The organism is Burkholderia sp. BCC1996 (assembly GCF_905339955.1).
Classification (GTDB): Bacteria; Pseudomonadota; Gammaproteobacteria; order Burkholderiales; family Burkholderiaceae; genus Burkholderia.
This window is the reverse complement of sequence record NZ_CAJPHM010000017.1, coordinates 65,755-79,621: the sequence shown is the minus strand read 5'-3', so window position 1 is coordinate 79,621 and position 13,867 is coordinate 65,755. Positions and strand designations below refer to the sequence as shown.

At 67.7% G+C, this 13,867-nt stretch carries 9 protein-coding genes; 2 read left to right on the top strand and 7 right to left on the bottom strand.

The genetic code is table 11. The features are described from left to right. Positions 1-6: 6 nt before the first annotated feature. From U4Z64_RS24010 to U4Z64_RS23990, 5 genes are all read right to left on the bottom strand, one after another. Positions 7-2,460: a fimbria/pilus outer membrane usher protein gene (locus U4Z64_RS24010; RefSeq protein WP_321821329.1), complete on the bottom strand. Its 2,454-nt coding sequence runs from the start codon at positions 2,458-2,460 to the stop codon at positions 7-9. Positions 2,461-2,579: 119 nt separating this feature from the next. Next, positions 2,580-3,092, bottom strand: a complete 513-nt coding sequence (locus U4Z64_RS24005) for a fimbrial protein (RefSeq protein WP_044843588.1) — start codon at positions 3,090-3,092, stop codon at positions 2,580-2,582. Between the two features lie 864 nt (positions 3,093-3,956). Next, on the bottom strand, positions 3,957-5,420 hold the full coding sequence (locus tag U4Z64_RS24000; RefSeq protein ID WP_321821273.1) for an efflux transporter outer membrane subunit: 1,464 nt from the start codon (positions 5,418-5,420) through the stop codon (positions 3,957-3,959). Continuing rightward, positions 5,417-8,554 (bottom strand): multidrug efflux RND transporter permease subunit, encoded by a 3,138-nt coding sequence (locus U4Z64_RS23995; protein WP_321821272.1) that lies wholly within the window; start codon positions 8,552-8,554, stop codon positions 5,417-5,419. Before U4Z64_RS23995 ends, U4Z64_RS24000 begins: the two co-directional genes overlap by 4 nt. Positions 8,555-8,573: 19 nt before the next feature. Further along, the gene (locus tag U4Z64_RS23990) at positions 8,574-9,758 is read right to left on the bottom strand and encodes a MexX/AxyX family multidrug efflux RND transporter periplasmic adaptor subunit (protein WP_321821271.1); all 1,185 of its coding nucleotides are present in this window, start codon (positions 9,756-9,758) and stop codon (positions 8,574-8,576) included. Between the two features lie 150 nt (positions 9,759-9,908). Between U4Z64_RS23990 and U4Z64_RS23985 the strand changes: the two genes are divergently transcribed. Both U4Z64_RS23985 and U4Z64_RS23980 read left to right on the top strand, forming a co-directional pair. Continuing rightward, positions 9,909-10,556, top strand: a complete 648-nt coding sequence (locus U4Z64_RS23985) for a TetR family transcriptional regulator (RefSeq protein ID WP_124485531.1) — start codon at positions 9,909-9,911, stop codon at positions 10,554-10,556. A gap of 330 nt (positions 10,557-10,886) precedes the next feature. After that, a complete protein-coding gene (locus tag U4Z64_RS23980; RefSeq protein ID WP_321821270.1) occupies positions 10,887-12,164 on the top strand; it encodes a M23 family metallopeptidase in 1,278 nt (425 codons plus the stop codon). A gap of 171 nt (positions 12,165-12,335) precedes the next feature. Here U4Z64_RS23980 and U4Z64_RS23975 read toward each other — a convergent pair whose 3' ends face one another. Next, complete coding sequence (locus tag U4Z64_RS23975; protein ID WP_044843594.1) at positions 12,336-13,061, bottom strand: amino acid ABC transporter permease; 726 nt, start codon at positions 13,059-13,061, stop codon at positions 12,336-12,338. Between the two features lie 2 nt (positions 13,062-13,063). Continuing rightward, positions 13,064-13,786 carry an amino acid ABC transporter permease gene (locus U4Z64_RS23970; RefSeq protein WP_321821269.1) on the bottom strand — a complete coding sequence of 241 codons (723 nt, stop codon included), beginning with the start codon at positions 13,784-13,786 and terminating at the stop codon, positions 13,064-13,066. Positions 13,787-13,867 lie beyond the last annotated feature (81 nt).

The window sequence follows — 13,867 nt, the reverse complement described above, 5'->3', positions numbered from 1 at the left end:
GTGAAATCATCGTTCGATCCGTGCGGCCGCTGCGTGCGACTCGCCGGATGCCTGGCACGTCACCGGAATCGGCGTGCCTTCGAGTTGAAGCTGGTTCGGCAGCACGTCCACCGTGCACAGCGTGCGTTCGCCCGCGCGCACCGCGAGCGCGGATTTCGGCTGAACCTGGGTCAGGAACGCGGCCCCGCCCTCGCCGACGATGCCGAGCTCCTTGCCGTTCGCCGCGTCCTGCACCGATGCGCCGAACGGCAGCGGCTTGCCGGCCGCGTCGGTCAGCGTCAGGTACAGGTTGCTGCCGCGCGCCGCCGAAAACCTGACGAAGCCGATCGCGCCGTCGGTCAGCACCATGCGCTGGATCGGGTTCGACACCTGCACTTCGAGCGGCAGCTTCTCGACGTTGACGGTCGCGTCGTACACGTTGTACGGCGAGATCCCGTCGAGCACCGCATAGCCGCGCGAGTCGGTGTGCGTGAGCGTGCCGGACAGCGGCACGTCGCGCACGCCGTCGGTCGAGACCAGGAGGCGCGTATCGCCCGCGTTGCCGTTCGCGTGTGCGGCCAGCCCGTACTGCGTCGCGACGAGCGAGCCGTCGACCTCGAGCGACGCGGCCGCATACGCGTTCGCGACCGTCGACGCCTGTGCGGTCAACTGGTAGGTCGACGTGCGCTGGCGGAAACTCGCGTTCGCCGATGCGCGGCCATCGGTCGCGCCCGCGTTGACCTGGTAGGTGCGGCCGTCCGGATCGTCGTAGATATAGCCCGCGTTCGCGCTCGTGCTGCCGTTGCCTGTCGTCAGGTTCGACGTGACCGTGTGACGACCGCCGATCGGCAGCGTCGCGGTCACCGAGAACTGGTTGCCGCTCGTGCCCGCGCTTTGCGTCCGGAACGCCGACAGGCTGACGTTCAGGTTGCGCAGCGCACCGATCGAGAACGCACGCGTCAACGTGAGGCCGATGCGCTGCTCGGACGAGCGCGCCCAGTAAGTCGTCTGGTCGTACGAAAAATAGGACGACGTATCGCCGAAGCGCTTCGACAGCGTCGCCGAATAGCGCTGCTTGCTGTTGGCGAGGCCGTATGCGGTCGGGTCGCCCGAGAACTGCGCGAAGTTTGTGTATTCGCGCTCGGAAAAGCGGTAGCCGAAAAAGCGCACGTCGGCATCGAGCGTGTCGAAATGCTTCGCATAGTTGATCCGGTACGAGTTGCCGTTGCGCGTCGCGCCGTTCCACCACAGGCGCGCACGCGCATGCGTGACGTCGGCCGAGACTGCGCCGAACGTGCCGAAATCGCGCCCGACACCGAGCGCGATCGACGTATAGCCCGACGCGGCGATGAAGCCGCCGTACACGGTGAAATCCAGCGGCAGGCCGTACGCCGCTTCACCGAAACCGAAGAACGGCGTGATGCCGGCGCCACCGAACTGCCGCGGCTTGCCGACCGCGGCCTTGTAGCGCAGCTGTCCGGTGCGCGCGAGAAACGGCACGGCGGCCGTCGTCACCTGGAAGCGCTGCACGCTGCCGTCTTCTTCCTCGACCGCGACGTCGAGCGTGCCCTGCACGCTCGTGTTGATGTTCTGCAGCGCGAATGCGCCCGGCGACACGCGCGTCACGTACAGCACGCGGCCCGCCTGCGAGACGGTCACGGTCGCATTGGTGCGCGCGACGCCCGCGATCAGCGGCGCATAGCCGCGCAGCGAAGGCGGCAGCATGCGGTCGTCGCTGCGGATCGACGCGCCGGTCAGCGCGAACGTGTCGAAAATGTCCGAACTCAGGTAGTCGTCGCCGAACGTCACCGTCGACTGGATCGACGGCAGCGCACGAAATGCGTAAAGCCGGCTGAAGCGGAACGTGCGATCCGCGTACGCGCTGCTGCCCGCGTTCGACTGCGCCTGGTAGTCGCCGCGAAAGCGCCACGCGTCCCAGTTCGCCCCGATCGTTCCGTAGGCCTGGATCGAATTCGTCTGCTCGCCGCCCGAACCGAAGTTGCGGTTCGTGTTCGCGATCACGCGATAGTCGAGCATCGCGCCCGGAATCCCTTCGGACCAGCGCGCCGGCGGCAGGTAGTTCGAATCGGTGAATTCGAGCGCGGCCTGCGGAATCGTGATCTTGAGCCGACCGTCGCTCTTCAGGTAACGCACGGTGGCGCCCTCGATCGCGCCGAGGTCGACGCAGCGACCGCCCTGGAAGCGCGGCAGGTCCTTCGCGAGCGACGGCTTCAGCCCGAACTGCGCGACGAGTTCCGGAGGCAGGCACGGCTTGCCCGCGCCGGACGGGTCGAGCGCGATGAACTGGATCGCCTGCAGCCCGTAGAACAGGTCGTTGACCTGCACGTCGAGCATGTATTCGCCCGGCAGCGTGAAGTCGGCCTGCGCGAACTGCGACAGGTCGACGTTGTTCGAGCCGTCGATGTCGAGGAACGACGAATTGAATTCCGTCGCATGGCTCTGGCTGCCGACCACCAGCACGGAGACGCAAAGGAAGGAATGTCTGATTCGCACGCGGCGCTACCGGAAGTCCGAGAAAAAGCTGGGCAGGAGGACAAGCCGGAGAAAGGGTGCGCGCACCCCTCCTCCGTGACGGCCGCTTACTGGTAGCGAACCGTGAAGTTCGCGACGCCGTCGGCCGTACCCGGCGTCACGTCGGCTGCCGTCGCTTCGTAGCGTGCGGCGAAGCGCACGGTGTTGTTGCCGTTCTGCAGCAGGGTTGCAGCGGCCTGTTCGACGCCGTTGTCGAGGTCTTCGCCCGTTGCGCCCTGTACGCGGATGCCGACGTTGGTTGCCGAGCCGATCGTGGCGAGCAGCTTCGGCTGGGCCGCGTTCGACGTACCCGTGAACGTGAAGAACGCGTTCTTCGAGATGCTGGTGTCGCAGTCGGTCAGGACGATGTCGAACTTGACCGGCTCGGACTTGTCGCCGGCCTTCTTGAACGTGTGGGTCGGCACCTTGCCGAGGTTCACGGTCTGGTTGACCGAACCCGAGTCGATACCGCACGCGCCCGCGACGATCTCGCCCGTGAAGTTGATCGTGCCGGTGCCGGCTGCGAAGGCCGAGGTGGACAGGGCTGCGAGTGCGACAGCGGCCAGGAGGGATTTTTTCATGACGTTTTCCGTGAGAATTGCAAAGGGAATGGACGACGTGGCGGATACAAAAGGCAGCGTGTGGTTGGCTCCCGTCCGTCACGAGGCGGCATTATCGAGATATGAATGAAAGAATTCTGTAAAGCATTGTCAAATCGCAAATGACAATCTTCGCCTTGCGTACTTTCAAACCCACTGTTTCCTTGAAATTCTCAATCCCGATATTTTCATCCGCAGTCCTTTTTGATTTTCTAGAACCGACTGAAAATTAAAGACATTTCCTTTTCGGGATCGCTTATTCCCCGCCTTTCCTTGCTGGATATGGATTAGTCTGATTACCAATCAAAAAGGCCAAAATTCTGTCCGATCCTGCCATCGTTGCCCGACCGCAACGAATGCATTCATCGATTTTCAACTGAGCGGAAATTAACGGCCGATTTTCGGTACTGCGGACTTCTCGCGCAAACGATTGCGCAATCCGCACAAACGTTTTACCGCGACATTTCGTCACCCGTCATTATTCTCGATACAAGAATCAATTGAGTCGTCAAGCCGGGATTAAAAGCCGCATGTAATGCCGTGCGCCGTCACGACATTCGGCGTACCTGCGCGACAACGCGCACGCGACGTTTCGGCGCCCTGGATGGAATCGAAAAAGGAGGAAGTCCGGCACGCTCGGGGCCGTGTGACGACGCGATCGGTCGCCAGGATGCGTGACGGGTTGAAGGCGCGCTTCAGCTCGACAGCGGGGAGAAACTACGTGGATGACGACGACGCGCGGATGCGTTCATCGTCGATCGGTGCCGATGGCCGCATGGACGCCACACCGGCCGGGGTGGCGACGACACATCGCGATGCGCGATCGCCACCCGCACAGCTAGCGAATCACGCGGCGGCCTCCCCGGCTGAAGCCGGCGTCCAGCCGCCGCCCAGTGCGCGATACAGCGCAATCGCATTCGCGAGCCTCAGTTCCTTGAGCCGGATCAGTTCCTGTCCCGACTCGTACGTGCTGCGCTGCGCGTCGAGCAGTTCGAGATACGTCGCGACGCCGCCCGCATAACGACGCTCGGCGAGCTTCAGCCGCGCGCCGTCGGCCGCGTACACGTCCTGCTGCGCGGCAAGCTGGCGATCGATCCAGTCGCGCGCGGCGAACGCGTCGGCCACTTCGCGAAACGCGGTCTGCACGGTCTTCTCGTATTCGGCGACCGCGATGTGCTTGCGCGCGGTCGCGACGTCGAGATTCGCGCGATTGCGGCCGCCCGCGAAGATCGGCAGCGTGATGCGCGGCGCGAACGTCCACACGCTCGTGCCGCCCGCGAACAGGCTCGAGAACGCGTCGCTGACCGAGCCGTAGTCGGTCGTCAGCGCGACGCGCGGGAAGAATGCGGCGCGCGCGGCGCCGATCTGCGCGTTCGCGGCCTTGAGCCGCGACTCGGCCTGCCGGATGTCCGGCCGCCGCCCGAGCAGCGCGCTCGGCGCGCCGGGCGCCACCGGCGCGATCGCGAGCGCGTCGAGCGCGGTGCCGTCGGCCGGCACCGTGCGCGCGAAATCGCCGGCAAGCAATTGCAGCGCGCGCACCGACTGCGCGTGTTCGCGCTGGAGCGCGGCCTGCGACGCACGTGCGGACGCGACCAGCATCTCGGCCGAGCGCAGCTCGATCGCATCGCTCGTGCCGGCCGCATAGCGGCGCTGCGTGAGCGCGGCGATGCGCTCGCGCGCGTCGAGGGTGTGCTGCGCCAGCGCCAGTTGCGCGTGCAACGACCGTTCGGAAACGTACGCGCCGGCGACTTCGGCAATCACGCCGATGCGCACCGTGCGCTGCGCGTCGGCCGTCGCGAAATACTCGGCGAGCGCTGCATCCGACAGATTGCGCACGCGGCCGAACAGGTCGAGCTCGTACGCGCTGATACCCACGCCCGCGCGATACAGCCCGCTCACCGCGCTCTCGCGCACGACCGGGTCGTACTGGCGCGTGCGCTCGTAGCCGAGGTTCGCGTCGAGCGACGGCATCCGGTCCGCGCGCTGCACGCCGTACAGCGCGCGCGCTTCGTCGAGCCGGCCGGCCGCGATCCGCAGGTCGCGATTATTCGCGAGCGCCGCGTCGATCCAGGCCTGCAGCGCCGGGTCGGTGAAATACGCGCGCCAGTCGTCGAGCAGCGCGGCATCGACAGGCGCCGCGACCGACGCCGGCTGCGTGCCGCCGTAGACCGGCGCATAGCTGGCCGGCACCGGCGCCGCCGGCCGCTCGTAGCGCGGCGCGAGCGAGCAGCCGGCGAGCGCGAACGCGAGTGCAGCGGCCAGCGCGACCGGGGCCCGCGACGTCGCGCGCGCCTTCAGGTGAAACGTCATTGCGCACCCTCCATCGTCGCCGGCCGCGACCCGCCGCGCCGGCGCGGGCCGACGTCGAGCAGGCGGCCGACGATCACGAAAAACAGCGGGACGAGGAATACCGCGAGCACCGTCGCCGTGATCACGCCGCCGAGCACGCCGGTGCCGATCGCCATCTGCGCGCCGGACGCGGCGCCCGATGCGAACGCGAGCGGCAGCACGCCGACGCCGAATGCGAGCGACGTCATCACGATCGGCCGCAGCCGCAGGCGCGCGGCCTCGAGCGCCGCGTCGACGAGCGACATGCGCTGCGCGACCAGGTCCTTCGCGACTTCGACGATCAGGATCGCGTTCTTCGCGGACAACCCGATCGTCGCGATCAGCCCCACCTTGAAATAGATGTCGTTCGGCATCGCGCGCAGCGTGACGCCGAGCACCGCGCCGATCACGCCGAGCGGCACGACCAGCATCACCGCGAACGGGATCGACCAGCTCTCGTACAGCGCCGCGAGCGCGAGAAACACGACGAGCACCGACAGCGCGAACAGCATCGGCGCCTGTGCGCCCGACAGCCGCTCCTCGAACGACTGCCCCGACCACGCGTAGCCGATGCCTGCCGGCAGTTTCGCGGCGAGCCGCTCGATCGCGGCCATCGCTTCGCCGCTGCTGTGCCCCGGCGCGGCCGAGCCGTTGATCGTGAACGACGGATAGCCGTTGTAGCGCGTGAGCTGCGGCGGCCCGAGCGTCCAGTGCAGCGTCGCGAACGCCGCGAGCGGCACCATCTCGCCGCGCGCGTTGCGCACGCGCAGCTTCTGCACGTCGTCCGGATCGAGCCGGTGCCGCCCGTCGGCCTGCACGATCACGCGGCGCACCTGCGTGCCGTGCATGAAGTCGCCGATATAGTCGGAGCCGAACATCACCGCGAGCGTCGTGTTGATCTCGTCCATCGACACGCCGAGCGCCGACGCCTTCGCGCGGTCGATGTCGAGCTTGAGCTGCGGCGCGTCCTGCGTGCCGGCGAACATCAGGTCGGTGAGCGCCGGATCCTTGCCGCCCGCCGCGAGCAGCTGCTCGCGCGCGGCGCTGAACGCCGCATGGTCGAGCCCACCGCGGTTCTGCAGCCGGAAGTCGAAGCCGCCCGTCGAACCGAGATCGGGCAGCGCCGGCGAGTTCATCGCGAACACCGTGGTGTTCGCCGTGCCCGCGAAGCGCGCGTTGATGCGCGCGACGATCGCCTGCACGTGATCGCGCCCGGCCTTGCGCTCCTTCCAGTTCTTCAGCGTGACGAAGATCATCCCGCCGTTCGGCCCCTCGCCGTACAGGTTGAAACCGCCGAGCGCGAACGTGTACGCGGCCGGCTCGTCGCGACGAATGTACGATTCGACCTCGCGCACGCTCTGCATCGTTTCCGCGAGCGGCGTGCCTTGCGGGCGGATCACCATCACCATGAAGTTGCCCTGGTCCTCGTCGGGCAGGAACGCGCTCGGCAGTTGCGTGAGCATCAGCGCGGCCGCCGCGGTCAGCGCACCGTACACGACCAGCCAGCGCAGCGGCTTGTTCAGCATCGCGCCGACGCGCGTCGCATAGCGCTGCGTCGAGCGCGCGACGAAGCGGTTGAACCCGCCGAAGAAACCGCGCTTCTCGTGATGGTCGCCGGACACCGGCTTGAGCAGCGTCGCGCACAACGCGGGCGTCAGCGACAGCGCGAGAAACGCCGAGAAGCCGATCGAGACCGCGAGCGCCAGCGCGAACTGGCGGTAGATGTTGCCCACCGCGCCGCCGAAGAACGCCATCGGCACGAACACCGACGTCAGCACGACCGTGATGCCGACGATCGCGCCGCTGATCTGCTGCATCGCCTTGACGGTCGCGTCGTAGGGGCCGAGCCCTTCCTCGACCATCAGCCGCTCGACGTTCTCGACGACGACGATCGCATCGTCGACGAGGATGCCGATCGCGAGCACCATCCCGAACATCGTCAGCACGTTGATCGAGAAGCCGGCCGCATGCATCACGCCGAACGTGCCCGCGAGCGCGACCGGCACGACGAGCGTGGGGATCAGCGTCGCGCGCAGGTTCTGCATGAACAGGAACATCACGAGGAACACCAGCACGCCGGCCTCGACGAGCGTCGTGACGACCTTGTTCATCGACACGCGCACGAACGACGACGTCTCGTACGGGATCTGGTATTTCACGCCCGGCGGGAAGTAGGCGGACAGCGTGTCCATCGCCGCGCGCACGCGCTGCTCGGTGGCCACCGCGTTCGAGCCCGGCGCGAGCTTGATGCCCATGCCCGTGGCGACCTTGCCGTTCACGTACGACGGATAGTTGTAGTCGTTGCCGCCGAATTCGATGCGCGCGACGTCGCGCAGGTAGAGCGCGGCGCCGTCCGGCTGCGTGCGCAGCGCGATCGCGCCGAAGTCGGCCGGCGTCTTCAGCGGCGCGTCGGCGAACACCGTCGCCGCGATCGGTGCGCTGTCCGGCACCGCGCTGCGGCCAATGTCGCCGACCGTCACGCGCGCGTTGTGCGCGCGCACGGCCGACGCGATGTCCGACGCGGTGAGGCCGTGCCCGGCCAGCTTCACCGGGTCGGGCCAGATCCGCATCGCATATTCGGCGCCCCAGAACTGCACCCGGCCGACGCCGTCGACGCGGCGCAGCGCCTGCACGACGTTCGCCGACGCGTATTCGCCGAGCTGCACGTCGCTCATCCGGCCGTCGTCGGAGGTCAGCGACACGACGAGCTGGATGTTGTCCGCGGCCTTCTCGACCTGGATGCCGTCGCGCCGCACGGGTTCGGGCAGCCGCGCCTCGACCGTCTTCAGCCGGTTCTGCACTTCGACGGCCGCGAGATCGGCATTGACGCCCTGCTTGAACGTCAGATAGAGCGACGCCATCCCGGCGCTGCTCGTCGCGGACGTATATAGCAGCCCCGGCGCGCCGTTCATCTCGCGCTCGATCAGCGCGGTCACCGATTCCTCGACGACCTGCGCGGACGCACCCGGATACGTCGCATAGATGCTGACGACGGGCGGCGCGATGTCCGGATACTGCGCGACGGGCAGCGCGCGAATCGCGAACACGCCGCCGAGCATGATGAAGAGTGCGATCACCCACGCGAAGACGGGGCGATCGATGAAGAAACGTGCCATGTTGGTCTATGTGAACCGGTCAGGTTTGACGGGCGGCCGCCGGTGATGCGGCCTTCGGCGAGGCCTGCTCGACGGGCTTGACGGCGGTGTCGGGCGCGAACTGCGCGGCGTTGTCGACGATCACGCGCTCGCCGCCCGCGAGACCGCGCGTGATGCGCCAGTCGCGGCCGCTCATCCGGTCGGCGGCGACTTCGACGTCCTTCACCTTGCCGTTCTCGCCGACCACGCGCACCGACGTGCGATCGGCCGTGCGCAGCAGCGCATCGCGCGGCACGAGGATCGCGCGCTGGTCGACGGCCGCGTCGAGCGCGATCCGCACATACGCGCCCGGCAGCAGTTCGCGTTCGGGATTCGGGAACAGCGCGCGCATCGCGACGGTATCGGTGGTCGGATCGACCGCGAGATCGCTGAACAGCAGCTTGCCCTTCAGCGGATACGCGGTGCCGTCGGCGCGCAGCAGCGTCACCGTGACGTCGTGCTGCGCGATGCCCGTCGCGCGCCCGCTCTTCACCGCGCGGCGCAGTGCGTCGACGTCGGCCGCCGGCTGCGAGAAATTCACGTAGATCGGGTCGAGCTGCTCGACGGTCGTGAGCGGCGTCGCCTGGTCCTGGCCGACGAGCGCGCCTTCGGTCACGAGCGCGCGCCGGGCGCGGCCCGAAATCGGCGCGGTGACGGTCGCATAGTCGAGCTGCAGTTGCGCGCGGGCGAGCTCGGCCTGCGCGGACGCGACGTCGGCCTTCGCCTGCGTGTCGCCCGCGACGGCCTCGGTGTGATCGCGCTCGCTGACCGCGCGGTCGCGCACCAGGTCGTCGTAACGGCGGCGCTTGTCGCTCGCCGCGAGCGCGGCGGCCTGCGCCTTCGCGAGCGCCCCTCTCGCGGCGTCGCGCGCGGCCTTCAGCGGTGCGGGGTCGATGCGGAACAGCACCGCGCCCTGCTTCACTTCCTGGCCTTCCTCGTAAGTCCGCGCGGTGACGATGCCCGCGACCCGCGCGCGCACTTCCGCCTGCCGATATGCGTCGAGCCGGCCCGGCAATTCGACGGTCATCGGCACGGCCGTCGGACGCACCGTCACGACCGTCGCGTTCTGAATGGCCTCCGGCGCCTTGTCCCGTTCGCCCTTTCCGCAGCCGGTCGCGGCCAGCGCGGCCGCGAGCGCAAACGACGCCAGCCGCAGGCGGCGCCCCAGGGAGCGTTTGTTATTCATGTGCTGACCTCGGATCGTTCGCCGCCATACAATGCGGCGGCTCAGGGTGGCCGATTATAATCAGTCACGACTGATTAAATACAGGCGGTTGCAATCCGGCCGCCATACTGTCTCAATAAAACGACAGCGAACTGTAAGGAAATTCACGACATGGCCCGCAAGACCCGGGAAGAATCGCTCGCCATCAAGCACCGGATCCTCGACGCCGCCGAGCTCGTGCTGCTCGAAAAAGGCGTCGCGCAAACCGCGATGGCGGACCTCGCCGAGGCCGCCGGAATGTCGCGGGGCGCCGTGTACGGCCATTACCGCAACAAGATGGAAGTGTGTCTCGCGATGTGCGACCGCGCATTCGCACGTACGTCGGAAGGGTTCGACGCGGTGGACAGCCTGCCCGCGTTCGCCACGCTGCGCCGCGCGGCGTCGCATTACCTGCGGCAATGCGGCGAGCCGGGCGCGATGCAGCGCGTGCTCGTGATCCTCTATACGAAATGCGAGCAGAGCGAGGAGAACGGCGCGTTGCAGCGCCGCCGCATGCTGCTCGAGCTGCAGATGCTGCGCATCACCAAGGCGCTGCTGCGCCGCGCGATCGCGGCCGGCGAACTGGCCGCCGATCTCGACGTGCATCTCGCGGCCGTCCATCTCGTGTCGCTGCTCGAAGGCGTGTTCGCATCGATGATCTGGACCAACCGCTTGCGCGGCAATCTGTGGAACGACGCGGAAGCGATGCTCGACGCCGGCTTCGACGCGGTCAGGACATCCGCCGCGCTGCGCGTGCGCGCGCAAAAATTTCCTGTCTGACGAAAAGCCGCGCAATAAATGCTGATTTAACCCGATTTACCGCAGTGCGAAACGAATGAGCCGACCCTCTTTAAAATTTTTAACGTTTCGCGGAACATCGGTAGACTGACGCTGTCATCTTTCTTTAGCGTCTTCGTGATAAACCGGGTTCGACCCGGAAAGGTCACGCCGCCGTTCGAAGCGGGCCTGCCCGCGAGTTGGGTCGAACGGAAACGACACAGGCCCCTGGCGGGGCCTGTTTTGTTGCACGCCCGTCGCCCGCCCCGTCGTCACCCGACGGATCTGCCGCCGATGGTTCACGCCCACACCTCTTTGAACCGCTTTTCCTGGATGTGGACACCTTTGGTCAAGCCTGCCGCAATTCCTGATGCTTTCGCGCCCGGGCGCGCGCAGCGCCTCGTGCGCGCGCTCGTGCCGGCCGCCGTGCTCGGCGCCCTCGCCGCCTTCGGTCTCGCCGCCGCGCTGCCGGCCGTCTCGCAACTGCCGGGCGCCGTCGATTCGGGCACGGCCGCGCTGCCGCAGCGCGTGCTGTCCGACACGCCGTTTCCCACCGCGCAGCATTTCGTGACGAGCGAACTCGCGCGCACGATCGGCGAGCGCAACGAACGCGATGAACGCACCGACCGCAACCTGCAGCCGGGCCTGTTCGCGCCGCTCAGCGCGCACCGCAACGACATGCTCGGCTATACGAGCCTGTTCCAGCTCGCGCCGCCCGAGCAGCAGCACGGAATGCGCGCGGGCGACATCGAACTCACGCTGTCCGATACGCTGAACCGTCTCGACGTGCCGCCCGAAGTGCGCATCCAGCTCGGCGATCTCGTCACCGGGAAGGTCGCGTTGCGCGCCGGCGCGCAGCGCGGCGACTACTACCGCATCGCGTACGACACCAACAACGGCACGCCGCACCTCACCGCGCTCGAGCTGCGCGTCGCGGGCCGCACGTTCGGGGCGATCTGGTTCCGCGCGCCGGGCGCCGACCACGGCGCGTACTACACGCTCGACGGCGCGCCGCTCGAAGCGGCCGCGTTCACGATGCCAGTCAAGTGGACGCGCATCAGCTCGTTCTTCGGCGAACGCGTCCACCCGCTGTCGCAGGCGATGGCATTCCATACCGGCGTCGACCTCGCCGCACCGTCCGGCACGCCCGTCAATGCGGCGGCCGACGGCGTCGTGTCGTTCGTCGGCACCGATCCGGGCGGCTACGGCCACTACGTGATCGTCGATCACGCGGACGGTTATTCGACCTACTACGCGCATTTGTCCGCGTTCGCGCGCGGGCTGAAGACCGGCGAAACCGTCAGGCAGGGCCAGCGCATCGGCTCGGTCGGGATGACCGGCGCGGCCACCGGTCCGCACCTGCATTTCGAAGTGCGCGTCGCGAACGACCCGGTCGATCCGCTCGTCACGCTCGCGAGCGCGCAGACGGGGCTGTCCGACATGCAGCTCACCGCGTTCCGCCAGGAAGCGGCGCAATGGCGCTTCCGCCTCGCGTCGATCAGTACGACGCCGTTTGCATTCGCGCAGAGCGACGGCCCGCTGTGGGGCGACTTCGCGACCGGTCCGTCGACGCTGCGTTCGGTGTTCGATACGCACTACAGCGCGTCCTGACGCTGACGCTGACGCGCTGAAGTGCTGAAGTTCTCAAGCACCGAAGTTCTGAAGCACCTTCACACCCGTCGCCGCTCGCTCGGCGACGACGCGGCCCGCTGCGGATAGCCGCACGCTCTCACCTTCATCACCGGAAACGCGCCGCATGCATCGCACGCGGCGCGCACGCCGTCACCGCACCGGTTCCGTGCGTTCAGCCGCAGCCCGCGCGATGCGCTCCGCGCGAGGACGACGCGACAGCAACCAGCGCGCCGCACCGTCGAGCGACGTGCACAGCACCAGATAGATCGCCGCGACGAACAGGAAGATCGGCGCCGGATACACCATCAGCCGGTTGTTCACCTGCGTCGCGACGAACGACAGTTCCGGCACGCCGACGATATACGCGAGCGACGTGTCCTTCACGAGCGCGACCCACTGATTGACAAACGACGGCGTCATGATCCGGATCGCCTGCGGCAGCAGCACGTAGCGCACGGTCTGCCAGCGCGTGAGCCCGAGCGACAGCCCCGCCTGCCACTGCCCGTCGCCGGCCGCGACGATGCCCGCATGCACCGCATGCGCGAGATACGCGCCGCCGATCAGCGCCAGCGCGCACACGACCGTCGCGAGTCCCGGCACGTCCATGTGCAGCAGCATCGGCATCAGGAAGTACGTCCAGAAGATCAGCATCAGCACCGGAATCGCGCGAAAGAAGCCGATGAACGCGAGCAGCAGCACGCGCAGCGGGCCGCGCGCGAGCGCCATCGCGACGCCGAGCGCCACGCCCAGCACCGCCGATGCGATGGCCGACGCGATCGCCAGCACGAGCGACAGCGCGGCGCCGCCGAGCGGACCATCCGGGAATGCGCCGACGAGCAGATACGGCAGGTTGTCGAGCAGCAGCGAGAGATCCATCGTCAACGCCCCGCCCCGAGTCGGTCGCGCCATTGCGTGGCCGCATAGGCACCGGCCTCGATCGCGGCCACCGCGGCGATGTACAGCACGGTCGCGACACCGAAGGCGGCAAAGGTCTTGAACGTCTCCGTCTCGACCTGCCGCGACGCGTACGACAGCTCGGCGACACCGATCGCCATCGCGAGCGACGAGTTCTTCACGAGATTCATGTATTGGCCGAACAACGGCGGCAGCGCGATGCGCACGGCCTGCGGCAGCACGACGTAGCGCAGCGACTGCATCGGCGTGAGGCCGAGCGCCGCGGCCGCATCGTGCTGCGCACGGCGCACGCCGCGCAGCCCGGCTTCGCATTCCTCGGCGACGAACGCGGCCGTGTACGCGCTCAACCCGAACCAGCCCGCGACGAACTCGAACGACGGCCATGCGAGCGTGAACGGGCCCGCGCTCAGCTGATGGCGCGCGTTCAGCCACGCGACCCATGTGTCGGGCAGCAACGACGCGACGCCGAAATACCAGAACAGCAACTGCACGAGCAACGGCGTGTTGCGGAATGCGACGACATAGCCGGCCGCGAGCGTGCGCGGCGCCGTGCCGCGCGCATGCCGCATGACGGCGAGCAGCAGTCCGCCGACCGTCGCGGCGAGCGCCGACGCGGCCGCGAGGCCGAGCGTCAGCAGGAAGCCCTGCCAAAGCCAGGACAGATATTTGGGAACCAAGCCGAGCATGGTGGTGCGGGCGCGAAGCAAGCGATCAAGAGAAACGGAAAGCGCCGCGATTCCCGCGCACCGGCACGACCGATGGCGGAA

What these genes read in the sequence shown, in the direction of transcription:
- U4Z64_RS23985 (WP_124485531.1), top strand. Translation starts at nt 9,909, where the DNA reads ATGGCCCGCAAGACCCGGGAAGAATCGCTCGCCATCAAGCACCGGATC.
- U4Z64_RS24000 (WP_321821273.1), bottom strand. Translation starts at nt 5,420, where the DNA reads ATGACGTTTCACCTGAAGGCGCGCGCGACGTCGCGGGCCCCGGTCGCG.
- U4Z64_RS23980 (WP_321821270.1), top strand. Translation starts at nt 10,887, where the DNA reads ATGTGGACACCTTTGGTCAAGCCTGCCGCAATTCCTGATGCTTTCGCG.
- U4Z64_RS23975 (WP_044843594.1), bottom strand. Translation starts at nt 13,061, where the DNA reads ATGGATCTCTCGCTGCTGCTCGACAACCTGCCGTATCTGCTCGTCGGC.
- U4Z64_RS23990 (WP_321821271.1), bottom strand. Translation starts at nt 9,758, where the DNA reads ATGAATAACAAACGCTCCCTGGGGCGCCGCCTGCGGCTGGCGTCGTTT.
- U4Z64_RS24005 (WP_044843588.1), bottom strand. Translation starts at nt 3,092, where the DNA reads ATGAAAAAATCCCTCCTGGCCGCTGTCGCACTCGCAGCCCTGTCCACC.
- U4Z64_RS23970 (WP_321821269.1), bottom strand. Translation starts at nt 13,786, where the DNA reads ATGCTCGGCTTGGTTCCCAAATATCTGTCCTGGCTTTGGCAGGGCTTC.
- U4Z64_RS23995 (WP_321821272.1), bottom strand. Translation starts at nt 8,554, where the DNA reads ATGGCACGTTTCTTCATCGATCGCCCCGTCTTCGCGTGGGTGATCGCA.